This is a genomic window from Roseibium sp. HPY-6 (assembly GCF_040530035.1).
Lineage (GTDB): Bacteria > Pseudomonadota > Alphaproteobacteria > Rhizobiales > Stappiaceae > Roseibium.
The window spans coordinates 1,572,313-1,591,519 of sequence record NZ_JBEWCD010000001.1; the positions used below are offsets into that span (position 1 = coordinate 1,572,313).

General features: G+C 55.4%; 18 protein-coding genes and 1 pseudogene. 16 read left to right on the forward strand and 3 right to left on the reverse strand.

Annotated features, from left to right (window positions below; genetic code table 11):
* Positions 1-37 precede the first annotated feature (37 nt).
* From ABVF61_RS07460 to lpdA, 10 genes are all read left to right on the forward strand, one after another.
* Positions 38-268, forward strand: a complete 231-nt coding sequence (locus ABVF61_RS07460; protein ID WP_353992882.1) for a lipoyl domain-containing protein — start codon at positions 38-40, stop codon at positions 266-268.
* On the forward strand, positions 265-945 hold the full coding sequence (locus tag ABVF61_RS07465) for a 2-oxo acid dehydrogenase subunit E2 (RefSeq protein WP_353992883.1): 681 nt from the start codon (positions 265-267) through the stop codon (positions 943-945). Before ABVF61_RS07460 ends, ABVF61_RS07465 begins: the two co-directional genes overlap by 4 nt.
* Entirely contained in the window at positions 942-1,634 is a 693-nt protein-coding gene (locus ABVF61_RS07470; protein WP_353992884.1) for a lipoyl protein ligase domain-containing protein, read from the forward strand. The genes ABVF61_RS07465 and ABVF61_RS07470 overlap by 4 nt, the downstream gene beginning before the upstream one ends.
* Positions 1,635-1,665: 31 nt before the next feature.
* The gene (locus ABVF61_RS07475; protein ID WP_353992885.1) at positions 1,666-2,028 is read left to right on the forward strand and encodes a putative quinol monooxygenase; all 363 of its coding nucleotides are present in this window, start codon (positions 1,666-1,668) and stop codon (positions 2,026-2,028) included.
* 188 nt (positions 2,029-2,216) lie between these two features.
* On the forward strand, positions 2,217-2,810 hold the full coding sequence (locus ABVF61_RS07480; protein WP_353992886.1) for a hypothetical protein: 594 nt from the start codon (positions 2,217-2,219) through the stop codon (positions 2,808-2,810).
* A gap of 12 nt (positions 2,811-2,822) precedes the next feature.
* Complete coding sequence (locus tag ABVF61_RS07485) at positions 2,823-4,400, forward strand: GMC family oxidoreductase (RefSeq protein ID WP_353992887.1); 1,578 nt, start codon at positions 2,823-2,825, stop codon at positions 4,398-4,400.
* Between the two features lie 85 nt (positions 4,401-4,485).
* Complete coding sequence (locus ABVF61_RS07490; protein WP_353992888.1) at positions 4,486-5,538, forward strand: 2,3-butanediol dehydrogenase; 1,053 nt, start codon at positions 4,486-4,488, stop codon at positions 5,536-5,538.
* A 62-nt stretch (positions 5,539-5,600) separates the two neighbouring features.
* Positions 5,601-6,191 carry a VOC family protein gene (locus ABVF61_RS07495; protein WP_353992889.1) on the forward strand — a complete coding sequence of 197 codons (591 nt, stop codon included), beginning with the start codon at positions 5,601-5,603 and terminating at the stop codon, positions 6,189-6,191.
* 115 nt (positions 6,192-6,306) lie between these two features.
* Positions 6,307-7,494 (forward strand): HupE/UreJ family protein, encoded by a 1,188-nt coding sequence (locus ABVF61_RS07500; protein WP_353992890.1) that lies wholly within the window; start codon positions 6,307-6,309, stop codon positions 7,492-7,494.
* Between the two features lie 19 nt (positions 7,495-7,513).
* Complete coding sequence (lpdA, locus tag ABVF61_RS07505; protein WP_353992891.1) at positions 7,514-8,908, forward strand: dihydrolipoyl dehydrogenase; 1,395 nt, start codon at positions 7,514-7,516, stop codon at positions 8,906-8,908.
* Between the two features lie 41 nt (positions 8,909-8,949).
* Here lpdA and ABVF61_RS07510 read toward each other — a convergent pair whose 3' ends face one another.
* Both ABVF61_RS07510 and ABVF61_RS07515 read right to left on the reverse strand, forming a co-directional pair.
* Complete coding sequence (locus ABVF61_RS07510; protein ID WP_353992892.1) at positions 8,950-10,824, reverse strand: sigma-54-dependent Fis family transcriptional regulator; 1,875 nt, start codon at positions 10,822-10,824, stop codon at positions 8,950-8,952.
* A 578-nt stretch (positions 10,825-11,402) separates the two neighbouring features.
* The gene (locus tag ABVF61_RS07515) at positions 11,403-12,083 is read right to left on the reverse strand and encodes a GntR family transcriptional regulator (protein WP_353992893.1); all 681 of its coding nucleotides are present in this window, start codon (positions 12,081-12,083) and stop codon (positions 11,403-11,405) included.
* Positions 12,084-12,221: 138 nt separating this feature from the next.
* On the opposite strand from ABVF61_RS07515, the gene ABVF61_RS07520 reads away from it, so the two are divergent.
* From ABVF61_RS07520 to ABVF61_RS07545, 6 genes are all read left to right on the forward strand, one after another.
* Positions 12,222-13,232 (forward strand): ABC transporter substrate-binding protein, encoded by a 1,011-nt coding sequence (locus ABVF61_RS07520; RefSeq protein WP_353992894.1) that lies wholly within the window; start codon positions 12,222-12,224, stop codon positions 13,230-13,232.
* Between the two features lie 75 nt (positions 13,233-13,307).
* Complete coding sequence (locus ABVF61_RS07525) at positions 13,308-14,414, forward strand: quaternary amine ABC transporter ATP-binding protein (RefSeq protein ID WP_353992895.1); 1,107 nt, start codon at positions 13,308-13,310, stop codon at positions 14,412-14,414.
* Positions 14,411-15,928: an ABC transporter permease gene (locus tag ABVF61_RS07530; RefSeq protein ID WP_353992896.1), complete on the forward strand. Its 1,518-nt coding sequence runs from the start codon at positions 14,411-14,413 to the stop codon at positions 15,926-15,928. The genes ABVF61_RS07525 and ABVF61_RS07530 overlap by 4 nt, the downstream gene beginning before the upstream one ends.
* A gap of 4 nt (positions 15,929-15,932) precedes the next feature.
* Positions 15,933-16,271, forward strand: coding sequence for a GYD domain-containing protein (locus ABVF61_RS07535; protein WP_353992897.1), 339 nt, complete (start codon positions 15,933-15,935; stop codon positions 16,269-16,271).
* Complete coding sequence (locus ABVF61_RS07540; RefSeq protein WP_353992898.1) at positions 16,268-17,887, forward strand: amidohydrolase; 1,620 nt, start codon at positions 16,268-16,270, stop codon at positions 17,885-17,887. Before ABVF61_RS07535 ends, ABVF61_RS07540 begins: the two co-directional genes overlap by 4 nt.
* Positions 17,877-18,827: a CobW family GTP-binding protein gene (locus ABVF61_RS07545; RefSeq protein ID WP_353992899.1), complete on the forward strand. Its 951-nt coding sequence runs from the start codon at positions 17,877-17,879 to the stop codon at positions 18,825-18,827. The genes ABVF61_RS07540 and ABVF61_RS07545 overlap by 11 nt, the downstream gene beginning before the upstream one ends.
* A 66-nt stretch (positions 18,828-18,893) precedes the next feature.
* On the opposite strand, the pseudogene ABVF61_RS07550 reads toward ABVF61_RS07545, so the two are convergent.
* Positions 18,894-19,055: pseudogene (locus ABVF61_RS07550) on the reverse strand (integrase core domain-containing protein); the annotation flags it as partial.
* Positions 19,056-19,207: the final 152 nt, after the last annotated feature.

Consider the following 19,207-nt stretch of genomic DNA (forward strand, 5'->3'; position numbering starts at 1 on the left):
CACCACCGGTGGCCTCACCAAACACAGGAAAATCACAATGACAGACATCATCATCCCGACCGATCTGTGGGAGGAAGACGAAGACACCGTCATCACGTCATGGCTCGTGAACGATGGGGCATCCGTCGAAGAGGGTGCCCTGATCGCGGAAATCATGACCGCAAAGGTTCAGTACGAGATCCATGCGCCCGCCTCGGGCACGATCAGTATCGCGAAAGAGGCAGATGCTGTTGTGCCGAAGGGCGGTGTCATCGGTACGATCTCATGAGTGAGGAGGTTCGCATCGTTCCACTGAAGGGCGTGCGTGGCATGATCGCCGACGCAATGGTGAAAAGCCTTGCTACCGCAGCGCAGTTGACCCACCACGGCAACGCGGATGCCACTGCCCTTATGGCGGAAAAAGCGCGCCTGGCGGAGGCTGGAACCAAGGCTTCCGTCGAGGACTTGCTGATGCTTGCCGTGGTCCGGGCGTTAAAGAAAAACCCGGACGGCAACGGACGCGTTGAAGGCAAGGAAGTTCACTTGTCTGAGGCGATCGATCTTTCAGTTGCCATTGCCCTGCCGGGCAATCTTCTGGTCGCCCCCGCGATTTTTGGTGCGGGAGACATGAACGTCGCCGAATTGAGGGCAGCCCGCCAGGATCTGGCGACGCGAGCAAGGGCCAACAAGCTCTCCGTCACCGAAATGACCGGAGGGACCTTCACGGTATCCAATCTTGGGCTGACCAGGGTGGAGCACTTCACCCCGATCATCAATGCTCCTCAGATTTGCATTCTGGGCATAGGCAAGTTGACCGACCGCGCCGTGCGTTCACCGGATGGCGGCATCGACCTGCGCCCACACGTGGGTTTATCGCTCACCTTCGACCACCGTGCGATAGACGGCGCTCCTGCCGGAGAATTGCTGACCTCGATTTGCGAAGAAATCGAAGGGATGAGCGCATGACGGCAGAGTTGCGTCAGGTACGGGATGCTGCAGAAGGTCTGGCCCTCGAAGCTGCCCTGTTTTCGGGGACCGGTCCGGGTGTTCTGGTCTGGAGCCCTCAATCCCGCGGGATCGTTTACCCGGCGGCTTTGATCCGCAAGCACGGACTTGAGAGTTCCACCGCCTTTGAAGGCTGGCCTATCACCATGCGCCCGACAGGCGGCGGGCCTGTGCCGCAAGGCCCTGGCATGCTGAACCTCGCGCTCGCCTACACAGTTGAGAATGGGGCAACGATCGAAGAGACATATGCGGATCTTACAGAGATCTTACGCGATGCCCTATCCGGTCTGAAGCTGGATCTCGAATGCAAAGACATACCGGCGAGCTTTTGCGACGGCAGCTGGAACCTCGGCGTCAATGGCAAGAAATTGGTCGGTACGGCGCAACGTTGGAAACCCTTGCCAGGCGGCGGATGCCGGGTCCTGGCACATGCCCTGATTTTTGTGGAGGGCAACGTGCAGTCGGACGCTGAGATGATTGCAGATCTCCACCGCCACCTCGGTTTGCCACCTGTCGATCCGAAGAAACACGTGACCTTGCGTGCCTTGAAAGGAGCAGAAATGCCCGACAGGGCGGAGATTGCGCATCAGCTTTATCACGCCAGTTGGAGGCGTCTTCGAACAAGGAGGCCGGCACTCGCTGCAGCTTGAGGCAAGCGGACAAGTAAACGTGGGAGGAAACATGTCTGAAGCAACAATACACATACATCTTCAAGTCGATGTGCCAGCTCACAAAGCGGCCCGCTTCAAAGATCTCATGAGCGAGCTTGTAGAGCGAGCCCAAAAGGAACCAGGCACCCTGACCTATGAATGGTCAGAGATCGGGGACACCGGCAAGTGGCACATTCACGAGGTCTATGCTGATGGGGAAAACGGCGACCTGCATGTGAAGGGTTTTGCCGAAAACTACGCCGGCCGTTTTTTCGAACTGGTGAGCAGTTGCACCGGCACCGTAAGCGACAACGCAACCCAGTATATCCGGGAGGTGCTAGCGGGAATCTCACCCACTTATATGACGCGCAAGGGAGGGTTCAACCGGTTCTAGCAACCACCTGTTCCCTGCCCCACGGACAAGCCATTGCGGCTGCTGAAAAGCCGGACTGACTGACATTCGGGCACCGGTAAGACACGCACTTCGCTGATGTCATCTGCGAAGCAGAGTTTCTTTTGCCCGCACGAGCGACTGCGACGCTGAAAAAAACCAAGCCAAGAGATCGTAGCTAGGAGGAGAAAATGACAATCAACTTCCACAAGTATGTGGTACCGAAAGAGGACTATGCCGGCGTGAGCCGCCGTCTGTTCCTGATGACATCGGCCGTGGCGGGGGTCACAACAAGCGCGATGCTGGCCGGGGCGCGACCGGCGTTTGCGTCCGCTTTGGACGCCGATCAATCGGCCATGGTGCTGCGCATGACGCAGGACATCTACCCGCACCCCGATCTTCTGGATATCGAAGTCTACCAGGCCATTGCCGACGGCGTGATTGCGACGGCGGATGGAGACGAGACAAACGCCAAGGCGCTCAAGGCCGGACTGGCGCAGATCGAAGAACAGGCCCAAGTGCTCTTTGGCGTGAGTTATGTCGACATTGAGGATGCTGACGCACGCGAGGGCCTTCTGCGCAAGTTCCAGAACGAGGGCTTCTTCCAGGGGGTTCGGTGGGCGGCTTATTTCGGCATCTACAACAACCCCGATGTCTGGCCGAAATTCGGCTACCAGGGCTCTTCAGTGGAGCATGGCGGATACATCGAGCGCGGGTTTTCCGACATCACCTTCGTTCCCCAGGGGCCAAGTCTCGAAGAGCGCATGGCCAAGGTTGCAAAATAGGGGGACGAAAAAATGGCTACATTCGAACTGAATGATGAAGGTGTTGTTGTCATTATTGGCTCTGGTGCAGGGGGCGGCACCGTTGCCAATGAACTGGCCAAAAAGGGCATCAAGTCGGTCGTACTCGAAGCCGGGCCGCGGTTTGATTCCAGCGATATGGTCAATGACGAATGGGGAGCCTTCCAGAAGCTCTCCTGGCTCGACAAACGCTACTCCGCTGGCGGCTGGCATGGCTCAGTCAACCACGCAAACCTGCCGGCCTGGATCGTGAAGGGCTATGGAGGCTCAACGGTACACTGGGCCGGCGTCGCACTGCGTTTCAAGGACTACGAGTTCAAGACCCGCTCGACCTATGGCGAGATCGAAAACGCCAATATCGAGGACTGGCCGATCTCCCTTGAAGAACTGACGCCTTATTACGAACAAGCAGAGCTCAAGATGGGGGTCACTGGCAAGACCACCGGCATGCCGCACCTGCCCTGGAACAATGGCTTTCGGGTGTTGGCGGAAGGATGCAGGCGGACCGGGCGCACGGATTACGATTCCGGGCCTATGGCGATCAATTCGCTCGATCGCGACGGACGGCCAGCCTGTCAGCAAATCGGCTTTTGCATGCAAGGCTGCGCGGTCGGCGCAAAATGGTCCACCATGGTCACTGAGCTGCCGCAAGCCGAAGACACCGAGTATTGCGAAATCCGCACAGGCGCCATGGCCCTGAAGATCGAACACGATGCCAGTGGCAAGGTGACCGGCGTGCTCTACGCCGATGCGGATGGCAATCAGCAACTTCAAAAAGCCCGTATTGTCTGCGTCGCAGGCAACTCCATTGAAAGTCCCCGGCTCCTGCTGAACTCCGCTTCCAATATGTTCCCGGACGGACTGGCAAACTCCTCGGGCCAGGTTGGCAAGAACTACATGGTGCATACCACTGGTGGCGTTTATGCCGCGATGCCCGAGCCTGTTCACATGTTCCGGGGGACGTCAGTCGCAGGGATCGTCGGCGATGATGTCTATCACGATCCTTCACGCGGATTTTCTGGCGGATTCTATCTGGAATTCCTGTCCCTCGGGCTCCCCTTTATGGCCGCCTTCATGGAGCCTGGCAACACAGGCTGGGGCAAGAGCGTCGCGCAGGGTCTGGAGAAATACGACCACATGTCGGGTGTCTGGGTGCTGGGTGAAGACCTCGCGCAGGAGCAAAACGGCGTGACGCTGCATGACAGCGAGGTCGATCAATACGGTCTGCCCGTGCCTATCGTCGCCAAGACGCCGCATATCAACGACGTCAACATGACCAACTACATGTTCGAGACCTCGGCCCAGATCTATGAAGCGGTCGGGGCCACGGATGTCTATGAGCTTCCCGCGTACCCGGCATCGCACAACATGGGCACCAACCGAATGCACGCCGATCCCTCCAAAGGCGTCGTCAATGCCTATGGTCAATCACATGATATCTCGAACCTTTTCGTCTCAGATGGCAGCCAGTTCACCTCATCGGCAGCCTGCAATCCGACCTTAACGATTGTGGCCCTGGCGATCCGTCAGGCGGAGTACATCGCCCAGGAGATGAGCGCGAAGAATATCTGATCACCCTGCACCTCCCCAGGCGCGGTCAGGTTTTCGGACTTGGCCGTGCTTGGGGGCGACACCCAACTCAACTGAGGAGCACATCATGAAAGCCGCGCGCTGGTATGGAGCGAAAGATATCCGTGTTGAAGACCTGGATGAACCTGAGCCCGGAAAGGGAGAGGTCAAGGTGAAAGTGGCCTGGGCCGGCATTTGCGGCAGCGACCTCCACGAGTACCTCGCCGGACCAATCTTTGTGCCGGTCGATGCGGAGCACCCTCTCAGCCACGACAAGGCTCCGGTTGTGATGGGCCATGAATACTGTGGTGAAGTCGTTTCGCTTGGCGAAGGTGTCGACAGCATTTCTATAGGTGATCGGGTGGCCATCGAGCCGATCTATGCCTGCGGCAAATGCGCTGCCTGTTTGGATGGCAAATACAATCTCTGCGAAAAGCTCGGCTTTATGGGGCTGTCCGGTGGCATCGCCGGGTTCTCGTCTTTTTCCATTGTTCCCGAGCGCATGGCTCACAAGATGCCTGACAGCCTGTCAGTGGAACAAGGCGCTCTGGTTGAACCGGCCGCCGTGGCATTGCACGCCGTACGCCAAAGTTCAATTCAGGCCGGCGACAAGGCCGCGGTATTTGGCACGGGACCCATCGGGCTGTTGGTGGTTGAGGCTCTGCGCATTGCGGGCGCGTCCGAGATCTATGTCGTCGAGCCTTCTGAAGCACGGCGGCAAAAGGCTTTGGACCTCGGTGCGAAGGAGGGATTTGATCCGGGTTCAGTGGATCCGGCCGCCGAGATTATTGCACGGACCGGCGGCGGCGTTGACGTTGCCTTCGAAGTAACCGGCGTCCCCGCCGTTCTGCCGCAAGCGATCGACTCGACAAAATATGCTGGTCAGACACTCGTTGTTTCGATCTGGGAAACGGAGGCGAGTTTCCATCCCAACACCGTTGTCATCAGGGAACGCGATATCAAGGGCACGATCGCTTATCGCAACGTTTACCCGGCGGTCATGGCCCTGATGGAACAAGGCCATTTCGCTGCGGACCGGTTGGTGACCAAACGTATCGCCCTGAAAGACATTGTCTCCGAGGGGTTCGAGACACTCGTCTCAGACAAATCCCAAATCAAGATCCTCGTTGAATCGCCTTGAGCAAGCAGCTCGCCTGCAAGGACACGGCTCTTTCCAAAACCAAACCAGGAGGAAGCAGACCCATGAAACCGAGAGCACTGATAATCGCCGCCGCGCTGGCATTGAGCACGCCATTCGCGGCAAATGCTGAAATGCCGGGAATGCGTGGCACCCAGCATATTGGAATCACGGTTCCGAATGTGGATGAAGCGGTTGAATTCCTGGTCGATGTGATGGGTTGTGAATCCTTCTTCTCCTTCGGACCGTTCGGCCCGTTTGACGATGACTGGATGACGAAAAACCTCAACGTCAACCCGCGCGCGGTCATCAACGTCATCACCATGGTGAAATGCGGGAATGGACCTGCCCTGGAGGTCTTCCAGTATTCATCGCCGGATCAGGATCCCAACCCGCCCAAGAACAGCGATATCGGCGGCTATCACATCGCTTTTTATGTCGACGACATCCACGCCGCGACACAGTACCTGAAAGACAACGGTGTTCGCGTCTTGGAAGAGCCGCATCCACTGACCGGCACCGGACTTGAGGGCATGGAATGGGTCTATTTCCTGTCGCCCTGGGGCATGCAGATGGAAATTGTCAGCGCGCCGAATGGCATCATCGACGAAGAACAGAACAACAGAACCTTCTGGAGCCCGAAATCGGATTCCTGAAGACCGAGCCTTTGCCCGGCCAGGCATTGGCCGGGCATCTTCATTTGGGAGCAGGCAGATGGCACGTTGCAGGTCTTTTTGGAGAAAATTACTAGCGGCATGCGCCCTGTGCTTCATGTTGTTACCACTTCGGGCAGAAGCACATTTCAGCTACTCAGATCCCCGCATTGTTCATATTGCCGAGAACGAGGCCGGCCAGATCGCAATTCTCATTCGGATGCCTGCGCCACTCGCGCTTTTGCCGGCAGATTGGCAAGGCGTGGAAGAGACCCGCACGCCCCCATTCGGCACGTACGCCGCAGACGACATCCTGCTCGATCCGAAGACACTGCGCGATGAAGAACAAGCGTTACATCTACGCCTGTCGGAGGGCCTGACAATCTGGATCGATGGTTCGCAACAAAGCTTCACCATCGGGAGAACAAGGCTTTGGCCCGATGCGGACCGGCCAACCTTCGGCACGGTGAAGTCAGCCTCAAAGACGTTGGACAAGCAGGCATCGCAAGCACCGCTTCCCTATTTTGATGCCACGCTCGATGTCGAATTCCTACTTCCGCAAGGCAGCCTGGACGCACCCATTCGCATCACATCTGACCTTGGAGCGACGTTCCAGGTGATGGACAAATTCGGCACCGTCGTAAAGCTCCATCGCGATACCGGCACCGAAACCCGCGCCACAATTGGAATTCTGGACGCCCGGTTTGATGGCCTTGTCTCTCCCTTTCAACGGTTCGTAACCATCGCGTGGATTGGGGCGGAGCATATCTATTTGGGCTTTGACCACCTTGCAATGATCCTGTTGATCGCAATTGCTGCAAAGAGTTGGCGGCAAGCGCTGCTATGGGCCTCAGCATTCACGGTGGGCCATGTGTTGACGCTTGCAGCAGGTCTTTACGGATATGCGCCGCACGCGGCCTGGTTCATTCCATCCGTGGAATTGCTGATCGTCTTATCCATTGTCGCGGCCGGTGCAGCGATCGCGTTGAAGCTGCCTCATGTGATGAACTGGCCAACGTTGTTCATCATCGGCCTGATCCATGGCTATGGCTTTGCGGCTGCTGCCTCGGTGGCATTGTTTGCCGGTGAAGTGGATGCCCTTGCCCTTTTGGCCTTCGCGCTTGGTTTGGAGCTTTGCCAGTTGGCCGTCTACGTCGCACTCCTGCCAATCATCTACGTGCTGGACCAGACGCTCAAATCCAATGATTTGCGCTGGCGCATGCCAGTTGCTCTCGTGCTGGCTGCAGCTGCCGGCGTCTCGGTCATTCAACAACTCATGCAAGTCACCGGCTTTTCTGTCGTGTGACGCAAAAAGGAAGCAGCTCATGTCTGATCAGGCTTTTGATATGGTTGTCATCGGTGCGGGACCCGGCGGTTACGTTGCTGCGATCCGGGGTGCGCAGCTCGGCTTGAATGTCGCCTGCATCGAACGCGAACATCTTGGCGGCATCTGTCTCAACTGGGGATGCATTCCAACCAAAGCGATGCTGCGCTCCGTAGATGTCTTGCATCTGGCACAGCGTGCCAAGGAATTCGGACTGAATATCGATACCGCGACCCATGATCTTGGAGCCATCGTCAAACGCTCTCGATCGGTTGCAAAGAGACTGTCGAACGGCGTGGGTTACCTTTTCCGCAAAAACAAGGTGACAAGCATCATGGGCGAGGCTCGTCTGGCCGCGAAAGGCGAGGTTGTCGTCACCAATGATGACGGGGAACAGACACTTCACTCGGACAACATCGTTGTGGCCACCGGTGCGCGGGCGCGGCAGTTGCCCAGGCTGGAAGCTGACGGCAAGAGGGTCTGGGCCTACAAGCACGCCTTGCAGCCTCCCCACGAGCCAAAGAAACTCCTTGTTATCGGATCAGGTGCCATCGGGATTGAGTTCGCCAGCTTTTACAATGGGATTGGCGCGCGGGTGACTGTTGTCGAGGTGTTGGAGCGCGTCTTGCCCGCTGAAGATGCCGAGATAGCTGCTTTGGCCAGCAAGGCCTTTGTCAAACAAGGCATGAGAATTCTAGAAGGCAGCAAGGTCACCGATCTTGATCGCCGCGACGACAGGGTCGTGGCCCGTATCCAGACACCGGACGGTATCGTCGAAGAAGAGTTCGACACCGTAATTTCCGCCGTCGGCATCACAGGCAACGTCGAAGGGCTGGGTCTTGAGGAAGCGGGGGTCAAGGTGGACCGCGGGCATATCGTCACCGACCCTTATTGCCGCACCGGCGTCGACGGTCTTTATGCGATTGGGGATGTGGTAGCCGGTCCCTGGCTTGCGCACAAAGCCAGTCATGAGGGCGTTATGGTGTCGGAGATGATCGCAGGTCTGACCGGACATCCGGTCAAACCCGAAACTATTGCAGGCTGTACCTATTGCAACCCGCAGGTTGCCAGCGTCGGTCTCACCGAGGATCAGGCGAGAGAGGCCGGATACGAAGTGAAAGTCGGCCGCTTTCCGTTTCAGGGCAACGGCAAGGCCATCGCTCTTGGCGAAACGCAGGGCATGATCAAGACCGTATTTGACGCCAAGACCGATGAACTGCTGGGAGCACATATGGTGGGTTCAGAGGTAACGGAACTCATCCAGGGCTACGTGGTTGGTCAGAAACTGGAATCCACCGGACAAGACCTGATGGAAACCGTCTTCCCGCATCCGACTTTGAGCGAAATGATGCATGAGAGCGTGCTCGACGCTTATGGACGCGTCATCCACATCTGATCAAGTAACCTGCGTAATCCTGGAAACTGGCGAAGGTCTTCTCAGCACGGACGCAAGAGCCCGTGCTGCTTGATCTTCCGATTGATCGTGGCCCGCCCAATTCCCAGGGCGCGGGCAGCTTTCGATACGTTCCAATTTGTGCCTGTCAGGGCATCCAACAACATCTGTCTTTCATCATAGACCGGCAACCGTATCGCTTGACGAGAGCTGTTTGTCCGTTGCTGCCTAACAGTCTGACGCGAAATCCGCCTCAATGACGGCTGCAGGTCCAACAACGAAATGCGCGTTCCGTTCCCCTCAAACAGCGCTTGTTGCAATACGTTGCGCAGCTCCCGGACATTGCCCGGCCAGTCAGATGCCGCGAGCATCTCATGCGCCTCTTCTGTGATCTCAACGTCAGTGCCGGCAAGTTGTGATCCCACCCGCTGACACAATTCCCTTAGACCTTCCCGCTCACGCAAGGGTGGGAGTTCAACAACGGCCCCGGCCAGCAAGTAATAAAGATCTTCTCGAAACCGTCCCTCTTCTACTGCTGCAAATAGGCTCTCACGGCTGATAGCCACGATCCTCAATCCGGGCTTCGCGTGTTGCATATCCAAAGGCGAAGCATCGCGTTCGAACTCTTCCACCAGCTTGCGCAGGCCCGATTGAGCAAATGCAGGCAGTTCGCCGACATTGTCCAAGACCAGTACGGTGATGCCCTGCCCTTCAGGACCAAATGCGTCGACAACGCGGGCCTGGCTATAGAGGTTTTGAACATAATCCCGATCGGCCTGCGAGTCCCAGATTGAGGCACAGTCCACAGTTACGATCTGCTCACGCCCAAGCCCAAGCCCACTGCTGATTGCGCTAACAAGAGCAGACTTTCCGGTTCCCGACTCGCCTTCAATCACTATGGGCGTGGCGCGCTTTATATACGCCTCCACCCTGGCGCAAGCCTTCGCCATTTCATGGCTATCGCTAAACAAGTCTGGCGACAATTGTCCGTTCTCGCGGCGATTTTCAGCCGGATTGGGACTTTGCCAGCCGGGTGTGTATCTGGCATCGGCAACTGGTTTACGGACCGCATAACTCAACCCTGAACGCTGGTCTGAACCGACGCTCGCCATCCGGGTTGGAACAGATTTGAACGTGTCGGACGCAGTACCAAAAACACCATCGAATTGCTGTCCGCACAGGTTGGTTTCCTTTGGAAGCCCTGCGAGCTCATTTGCCCAGATTGTACTGCTGAGGATTGTGCCTTGGCCATCAATCGCGACAAGACCCTCGCGCCGCAAAAGATCGGCAGGCCCTGCTGAGGTGACGGTCACAATTGTGTAGTCTGCATACTTCGCTTCAAAGAGTTTGCTCTGGATCCTGCCAACGGCAGACAGCAACAGTTTCTTTGCGATCAAATAGTCGGTTGGACTGCCGCGATCGAACGCCGAAAGGCTTACCGCCCCGATGGTTTCGTTGTCCGCATCAAGCATCGGCACGGCCGTGCAGGCAAAAGCCGTCAGGCTGGTGTGATAATGCTGCGTACCACGCACGGTGACGGCATCGCCAGCTCCCATGGCCACGCTAACACCATTGGTCCCGGCAATCCGCTCATCCCAGCAAGATCCTAGTCCAATACCGTTGGCCTCGAATGCTTCACGAGTAGCGGACGGGCTTTCAAACCGTACGACAATGCCATCAGAGTCGGTGACCACCAGGCAATGTCCCGCATCAATGCCCAGTTTGGACAGTTCGCTGAAGACCCCGTGTCTTCCACCGCTTCGATCGACCAGTTCGTCAAGGCGTGGCGCGATTTCGGACGCCTGCAGCCGTAACACCGGCTTCGCGGTGGTCCTTACGAGACCGTGTCGCCGCTCACATCTCTCCCAGGATGCCTTGATCGTTTCGTCAAAGGGTTGCCTATGCGCAAGCTCGCCCATGATCTCGTCCTCCAAGGACACGGTATCGCAAATTGAAACGCGCGTCATCCTCAGGGCAGCTGCGAGTTTTCCGTGACAATCCCGGCCTGACGGATCCGGTTTGTATCTTCATGGAAAATGGCGCATGCGACACGCGTGTGGATCCTAAGACTGAACGCCCACCGATAAGCGCGCTGGATCGTTGCCAAGGTGAAGAGGGAGAGAAAAAGCAAAAACAACCTTTTCAAGCTGGCAGGGTGCTTTAGGGAGTTTTGCTGGCCGCAGGCAACGAGGACTACCTGCAATCCAATCTAAACAATTGCTTGCGTGAAGGCAAAGCCAACAAGGGGCAGCTTGCGCTCGCACGGGGTAGTGGCGGTAGAGGGTCCACGTTACCAAATCCAGCCTCCAGCGCGTGTCATCCTGATCCGGCAATGGGGGAATTCCTCGTTGGCTGGCTCGATGTCTTTATCAATTTCTAAGGCTGCAAAAACAGTGTTCCTCGACCCATGTCAGAAAAAACATCTCGTCTTGCGAAAATCAGCCTGGCACTCCAGACACTCAGGAAACGGGTTGCTTCACGTGCGGTTTTGAGTGCATCAACCGGTCTTCGACTTGCCAATGTCAAACCCAACAACAGCGAGCGTAAATTCCTCGACATAGTCAATGAGCTCCGAAACGGCGATCTCTGCAGCTTTCTCATCAGCCCTGGAAACGGCATCCGCGACGGCGGCATGAGCTGTCGCCATCTTCTTTACGTCACCATATTGTTCCTGATTGAATACCCAAAACCTCCTTGAAAGTCCCTTGACGGAGGTAAGCGCCCTGGCGGCAAATCTGTTGTCGGAAGCGCTTATCAGCAATGCAAAACACTGAGCATCCAATTCGGTCATGATGGACTGTTCAGTCGAAATTGCAGTTTCTCTAAAACCGTTTGCAATCTCCGCAAACTTTTTTCGTTGGGCAGGAGTTGCCCGTTTGGAAGCAGATCTTGCAACCAGCATCTCAACGACGCGTCGCAACTCAAGTGCGCGAAACTGTTCGGTGTGATCAATCGGGACGATTTGCGCGCCGCGTCTTGGCACAATGACAAGAAGACCTTCGTCGGCAAGGCGTTGAATGGCAGATCTGACGGGCGCACGTGTGTGACCTGAAACCTCAACAAGATCGGTCTCGGAAACCCATCGGCCGGGTTCCAGGTCACCGTTTACAATCATGCGTTCGATGTCCCGGAAGGCTTCATCTTTGCGATGGACCGCGCCATTTGCACCTTCTGCCAAGCCCATGTCTCCTGCCCAACAATTACTAGTCAACTGCCCAAATCGGCGGCAACTCCGAACAATCTTGTTTCACAAGTTTGACATGTTAGCAATATGAGTTAACATTTCAGAATTGAAATGTCACAAGATAACTCTGACATGTCAACCGAAGTTGAACTCACCAACCTGTGGGAGGTCTTCATGGGTAAATTCAAGTCGCTGGCCCTGTCAGCAACAGTTGTTATGAGTACTGCAGTGGGCGCAATGGCCCAGGAAGTGGTGAAAGTCGCTGAACCGAATTGGGCTAGTGGACGTGCCATGGCAGGTCTCATCAAAGTCGTGATTGAGGATAAGCTCGGCGGCAAAGCTGAGTTGGTACCAGGAACGAATGCCGTTATTTTCAAAGCGATGGATCGCGGTAAGGGCGAAATTGACGTCCATCCAGACGTCTGGCTGCCAAACCAGTCAAACTTTACAGATGAATATGTAGATCAGAACAAATCCGTTGCACTGAGCAACGGCAGCTATGAAGGCTTTTCAGCTTTCTGCGCTCCAAAAAAGTTCGCAGAAGAGAACAACATCAAGAGCGTGTTCGATCTTGCGACTCCCGAAGTCGCCCAGCTGATGGATAGAGACGGCGACGGAATGGGCGACATTTGGGTTGGAGCTCCTGGTTGGGCATCTACCAAGATCAACTCCGTTAAGGTGCGCGACTACGGCATCACCAACTTCTTCAAACCGATCGAAGCCGAAGAAGAAGTTGCGACGGCATCAATTTCAGACGCTCTGAACAAGGGTGAAGGCTACGCATTCTATTGCTATGCACCCCACTACAACTGGTTTGTGTTCGATATGGTCCGTCTGGACGAGCCGGCATATGACCCGGCAAAATACAACATGAAGCAGCCCGCAGAAGATCCGAAGTGGTTTGAGAACTCCAAGGTCGAAACCGGCGACAAGCCGAAAACGATACATGTCGGCTATTCCAAGTCTCTGGAAACGCGCACACCAAGCGTGGCTGCATTCCTCGCAAACATCGATATGGACACCGACAGCGTGAATAATTTCACGCACGAAATAGTCGTGAAAAAACGGTCAAGTGAAGACGTCGCTCGCGAGTGGATCGCGGCGAATTCCGACCGTGTCGATGCTTGGCTGGGACTGAATTAGGTCTCACCTCCCAAGGTCCGCCGGCGCGGCTCCTGTCGCGCCGGCAGGCACACGCAGAAAAAAAATCAGCAAAAGATGCGCACTCAAGCGCGGCAAGGGGGTCGTTTGACCAACCAACCACGGCAAAACCTGCAATCCGTGATCGATCTCGAAGGGGTCTGGAAAATCTTCGGCTCACGGCAGCACGACGCGATGGCTGCAATTCAAAAAGACGGCCTGACAAAGGCGGAGGTGCTTGAACAGTTTGATTGCGTGGTTGGAGTAGCTGATGCGACGTTCAAGGTCAATCAGGGCGAAATCTTCTGCATCATGGGCTTGTCAGGTTCCGGGAAGTCCACGCTGGTTCGACATGTAAACCGCCTCCTGGCACCGACGGCGGGCAAAGTAAAAGTCAGTGGTGTCGACATCATGTCACTTGATGAAGAACAACTCCTCAAGGTGCGCAATGAGAACATTGCGATGGTCTTTCAGAACTTTGGCTTACTGCCGCATCGTTCCGTACGCGACAACGTGGCAATGCCGCTTGAAATACGTGGGTATTCACAAAACGCACGCTGGAAAGCAGCAGAGGAGGCGCTTGCGCTTGTTGAATTGGCTGAATGGAAAGACAAGTTCGCACACGAGTTATCAGGCGGAATGCAGCAGCGTGTGGGACTTGCCCGGGCCATCGCGGCCGACGCCGACGTTCTTCTGATGGATGAACCGTTCAGTGCACTTGACCCGCTGATCAGGCGGCAGTTGCAGGATGAGTTCATGAAGCTCGCCGACAAGATGCACAAAACAACACTCTTTATCACTCACGACCTGGAAGAGGCCGTTCGGATCGGAGATCGCATCGCAATCATGAAAGATGGTGTGATCGTCCAAACTGGCACACCAGAAGAGATCATCATGAATCCTGCCGACGACTACGTCATGGATTTCGTCGCCGGGATTTCGAGAATAAATCTTATTCGCGGCCACAGCTTGGCCAAACCTCTGGCCGAGTTCGAAAAACTGAACGGCAAACTGCCAGAGGATGCCTTGACCGTCTCGGGCAACGACACGCTGCGCCAGATCATTGTCAAATCAGCAAACACTGAAGGCGCGATCCTCGTCAAAGATGAGGACATCGGCACGATGGGCGTCATCACAAAGAACGACATCCTCAACGGCGTAATAAAGGGGACGGAGGACCAATGACAGCTGTAACAGATCACATAGCCGTTCCCGCCGATACTTCCGCGGACAGCACCGTTAAGCAGTTTGTTTCGGTCAATGACGCTTATTATGAGGAACAGTTTAAGTCGATAGGTGACAAGCGCGGGTTCACCTTCACCTGGAACTGGGCGGCCTTCCTGCTCGGTTCCATTTGGTATGGCATGCGCAGCCTCTGGTCGTATTTCTTACCCTTTGTGGCACTGGAAACCTTAGCTGTTGTTCAACTCGCCCGAGGGATCTGGGGCGATCTAGGCGCGCCAATTTTGGCTCGGCTACCGGGCATCGAGGCAACACTCGAACAGCGTTACACTCAATTGGCCGAGGCGAAAGAAAATGCGCCCGACAAGGTTGCCGGTTTCGAGAACGCGATTGCGTCGCTTGAACGGGCCGTGGAAGGCCTCAAGGCGGATGCCGCTGCCGCAAACGCAACCGCAATGCAGCTTATTGTTTTTGGTTTGATCGGTCTTTTCGTCGTCAAAGCAATTCAGGCAGGTCTCGCAAACTCAGCCCTTCAATCACGCTATTCCAAATGGCTATCAGATCGGTCCATTGGCTCTGGATTGACCCCGCAAAAGTTTGCTTTGGCAGCCGCACTTGCCGCCCTCACCTATCTGACTTGCTCTTTGAAGTTCGGGTTCCCCGATCAGGTGCCGAGCCTGCAAACCTTTCCCTCAGACCCGCAAGTGCAGTCATCGGTCGCGGAAGCCATCAAGGCATGGATGGCAAGCGCGGCGATTTCTTCGGAGTGGTTTTTTGACAGTCTGGTCTTTGGTATTCGGACAGTCCTGGACGCCCTTGAGACTATCTTCGTTGAGACCCCATGGCCCGTCATGGGCGGGTTCATAATCCTGCTTACCGGTCTGTCAGCCGGTTGGAGGGCCGCGATATTCACCGGGGCGGGCCTTGCGTATCTCGGATATCTGGGCTTTTGGGACAAGAGCATGAAAACGCTGGCATTGCTCGGAACAGCTGCCTGCATTTCGATCACACTTGGTATTCCGCTCGGCATCGCCTGTGCACGCAATCCTCGCCTCTATGCCTTTGTGCGACCGGTCCTGGATTTCATGCAGACAATGCCGGCGTTTGTCTATCTTATCCCGGTTATCGCTTTCTTCGGCACCGGAAAGCCGGCCGCTATCATCGCAACAATGATCTTTGGCGGGTCTCCGGTGGTGCGCCTCACTGTTCTTGGCTTGCGGGGCGTGCCGGAACACGTTCGCGAAGCGGCAATGGCCTTTGGTGCGAACAAAAGGTACCTGCTTTGGAAGGTCGACATACCGCTCGCCATGCCGTCAATCATGGCAGGCATTAATCAGACGATTCTGCTGTCGCTCGCGATGGTTGTCATCGCTTCTCTGATTGGCGCAAAGGGGCTCGGAGAAGACGTGCTCGAAGCCTTGCAATATGCCTCGGAAGGACAAGGGATCCTTGCCGGCCTTGCGATCCTCGTCTGCGCCATGATCCTCGACCGCATCATTCAAGGAAAGAGAAGGTAAGACGATGTCGATCACAGTGTTGATGATGATCAAATACGAAAATGACAAGAAAGCCGAGATGCTCAAATCCGTGAGCGACCGTGCGGAAGTTTCGAAAAACGCGGTCGCTGCCATGGGCGGAAAACTTCTCCACGCATATGGCACCGCCGGTGAATTCGACATGATTTTCATTTACGAGATGCCCGATATGACATCAGTTGCGGCCAACATGATGCTTGCGGACGCCAGCGGAATGTCAAAGCATCACAAGATCATCCCTCTGTTTTCCAATGATGAATTTCTGGCAGCACAGAAAAAGGCCGGGGAGATGACACATACCTACTCCGCGGCAGGTGATAAGTGACCCGGGCGATTTTCTTCGGCGGCAAGATCACGACAGTGGATGAGGCGTTTCAATCGCCAGAAGCTGTCGCGATTGCAGATGGCAAAATCGTCAAGGTTGGGACCATGGCAGATTGTGAAACCCAGGCGGGCGAGGTAGCGGAGCGCGTCGATCTTGAGGGAAAGTTTCTCCTGCCCGGCTTCATCGATGCGCATTCGCATCCACTTTGGTCAGCCAAGACACGCGGCGCTCCTGTCGTAGATATCCGGGCAGAAACCGTTCCCTCGTTTGAAGCTGTTATGGGTAAGATCAAGCGCCGGGTCGCGGCAAGCCTACCGGGCGAGCATCTCCTTTTCTTCGGGTTGGACGCGCAGCTTCATGATGGGTTCGAAGCGCCGACGCGGGAGCAGTTGGATGACGTCGCGCCAAACAACCCTCTGGGTATTCAGACGTCCAATTGCCATGCGCTTTTTATGAACTCTGCCGGCTTTGACGCGTGCGGGATTGATGAAAACACCCCAACGCCGACCGGCTCGATTATTGAGCGCCATCCATGCGGCAAGCCAAGTGGTAAGATCGCCGAAGCAATTACGTGGCAAGCGATAGAGACATTTTATGAGGCCTGGGGCGATGATCGCCTGAATGACGAGTTCAAAGCCTCAATTGAGGATTTTATCCAAAACGGCATCACGACAACAACGGAACATCTCTATCTGCCGTTTTACAAAGCCTATTACCTCAGCGCGTTAAAGAAGGGCTGGCCAATGCCGCGCATTGCCGCCTACCAGCAAGCAGTCACGCCAGACATGAACGTTGATGACATGAAGGTTGGCGAGGACCGTCTTTGGATGGCTGGCGTAAAAATTCATGCGGACGGATCACCCTTCATTGGCAATATCTGGCTGACAGAGCCTTATCTTGAAAATGAGGTGACACTGGATCGCATGGACCTGCGTCCGGGCCATACTGGAGGATTGAATTACCCGCAGGAATTCTTCGAGAAGATGGTGCGAAACTACGTCAGCCAAGGCTGGCAAATGACCATCCATACGCAAGGCGACAGAACCATCGACATGGTTCTTGATCTACTGGAGAGCGTTCTTGACGAGACCCCCAAACCGGACCATCGGTTCAGGCTCGAACATTGCGCGTTGATGCGTGAGGATCAGGTTGAACGCGCCGTAAAGATGGGTGTTCTTTCAAGCTTCTTCATAAATCATATCACTCATTGGGGCGCACCCATCGAAGACGTTTTGTTCGGACCGCAACGCGCTGCTCATTACGTCCCGGCCGGCAGTGCCGTTAAGCATGGAATGCGCATTTCCTTACACGCTGATACGCCGATGACAGATCCATCATGTCTTGAGCTGATGAAAGCCGCAATGACCCGGCGCGCTGGGGATGGACGCTGTCTTGGTCCGGAGCAGTGTCTTGATGTCGAAGCCGCGTTGAAAGCGGTGACCATCGATGCCGCGTACCAGATTTGCAAGGACGATGTGCTTGGATCGATCACGCCTGGAAAACATGCCGACTTTGTTGTCCTGGAAAGTGATCCGCTTGTGACAAAGCCGGAGGAATTATCGGACATAAAAGTGCTCCAGACCTGGCTGGCTGGCGAGAGGGTTTATGATGCATGACCCGTCGATAGATAGAGTACCGGTCGTAACCGTAGGGGGCTTTCTGGGCGCGGGAAAGACGACGTTGATCAACCGGATTTTGAAGGAGGTTGACGATGAACGTGTCGTTGTCTTCGTCAACGATTTCGGGGCGATCAATATCGATTATGATCTTATTGAAACGGCCGATGAACGCCGAATTTCACTAAAAAATGGCTGCGTTTGCTGCACGCTCAATGAAGAGTTGATCCAGGGCATCAAAACGTTTCTAGACGAAGATGAAACACCTTCAGCATTTATCATAGAGGCCAGTGGGATCTCGGACCCGCGGGCTTTAGACAGTTCAATTCTCATGCTTGAGCAGACTGGAACAGTGCGCCTCGACAACCGCGTGTATCTGGTCGATGCGGAGCAGTTTCAGACATCTGACTTCGAAGAAACTGAGTTAGTTATCGATCATGCGGCGGCTGCCGACTGCATCATCGTCAACAAGACTGACATTGTCAGTAGCAGCGCCTTGAAGGCGACTGTGTCGACCCTGAAATCCGCCAGTCCATATGCGACAATCATCGAAAGCGCCTACGGACGGTGCCCCACAGGCATGATACTCAACAAGGTTGACCGGGACTTTACATCCAATTTTCAACCCGGCCAATCATCCGTATCGAACCATCATGGCTACGTCAGTTGGTCCCGCCAGACATACAGGATGATCAGCCGCGATCGCTTTATGGAATTTGCAAAACGGCTGCCTGATCTTTGCTTTCGGGCAAAAGGCCAGCTGTTCTTTGATGGTGAAAAGTCAGGTGCGAACATCTTTCACTTGGTCGGCCGCCGTGCCTCCATGGAAAACAAAGGGTTTGGTGACAACCAACGTCAAACGAAGATAGTGGCGATTGGTAAATCCAGTCAGATGCAAACCGGTCGGCTAGACCAGTTGTTCGATGAGCTACTCATGTAAAAGCGCGCGCGACCAGCCCACGTTAAATGGTCCGATGTGATCGTTGGTGCATGCATGGCCGTTGGTTTATTGAGGTGTTGGATGCTGGTGTCGGCGGTCGTTAGCCCAAGCGCTGTGCTGGCGCTTGATAGTGTACTGCTTCCAAAACTGTTCGATGAAGATTTGTGCTTCCTTCCGGCTCTGGAAGATTTCGCTATCCGGAAGCTCGTCTCGGAACCTGGCGTTGACGCTTCCGCAATCTCCGTCTCCCGGAACCTTACGGCGAACCTCTTCAAAGGAAGAGTGTCAGTTCTTGGGAGATGGTCCCCGATATCATTGCCATGGCCTGGGTGGTTTCATCGCCCGCACGCGATCAAAAGGCTCACATCGGAAAGCGATGG

Excerpts from the sequence above, each read along its gene's own strand:
- ABVF61_RS07530 (WP_353992896.1), top strand. The coding sequence starts at position 14,411 with ATGACAGCTGTAACAGATCACATAGCCGTTCCCGCCGATACTTCCGCG.
- ABVF61_RS07475 (WP_353992885.1), top strand. The coding sequence starts at position 1,666 with ATGTCTGAAGCAACAATACACATACATCTTCAAGTCGATGTGCCAGCT.
- ABVF61_RS07465 (WP_353992883.1), top strand. The coding sequence starts at position 265 with ATGAGTGAGGAGGTTCGCATCGTTCCACTGAAGGGCGTGCGTGGCATG.
- ABVF61_RS07525 (WP_353992895.1), top strand. The coding sequence starts at position 13,308 with ATGCGCACTCAAGCGCGGCAAGGGGGTCGTTTGACCAACCAACCACGG.
- ABVF61_RS07535 (WP_353992897.1), top strand. The coding sequence starts at position 15,933 with ATGTCGATCACAGTGTTGATGATGATCAAATACGAAAATGACAAGAAA.
- ABVF61_RS07510 (WP_353992892.1), bottom strand. The coding sequence starts at position 10,824 with ATGGGCGAGCTTGCGCATAGGCAACCCTTTGACGAAACGATCAAGGCA.
- ABVF61_RS07490 (WP_353992888.1), top strand. The coding sequence starts at position 4,486 with ATGAAAGCCGCGCGCTGGTATGGAGCGAAAGATATCCGTGTTGAAGAC.
- ABVF61_RS07480 (WP_353992886.1), top strand. The coding sequence starts at position 2,217 with ATGACAATCAACTTCCACAAGTATGTGGTACCGAAAGAGGACTATGCC.
- lpdA (WP_353992891.1), top strand. The coding sequence starts at position 7,514 with ATGTCTGATCAGGCTTTTGATATGGTTGTCATCGGTGCGGGACCCGGC.
- ABVF61_RS07470 (WP_353992884.1), top strand. The coding sequence starts at position 942 with ATGACGGCAGAGTTGCGTCAGGTACGGGATGCTGCAGAAGGTCTGGCC.
- ABVF61_RS07545 (WP_353992899.1), top strand. The coding sequence starts at position 17,877 with ATGATGCATGACCCGTCGATAGATAGAGTACCGGTCGTAACCGTAGGG.
- ABVF61_RS07495 (WP_353992889.1), top strand. The coding sequence starts at position 5,601 with ATGAAACCGAGAGCACTGATAATCGCCGCCGCGCTGGCATTGAGCACG.
- ABVF61_RS07460 (WP_353992882.1), top strand. The coding sequence starts at position 38 with ATGACAGACATCATCATCCCGACCGATCTGTGGGAGGAAGACGAAGAC.
- ABVF61_RS07520 (WP_353992894.1), top strand. The coding sequence starts at position 12,222 with ATGTCAACCGAAGTTGAACTCACCAACCTGTGGGAGGTCTTCATGGGT.
- ABVF61_RS07485 (WP_353992887.1), top strand. The coding sequence starts at position 2,823 with ATGGCTACATTCGAACTGAATGATGAAGGTGTTGTTGTCATTATTGGC.
- ABVF61_RS07500 (WP_353992890.1), top strand. The coding sequence starts at position 6,307 with ATGTTGTTACCACTTCGGGCAGAAGCACATTTCAGCTACTCAGATCCC.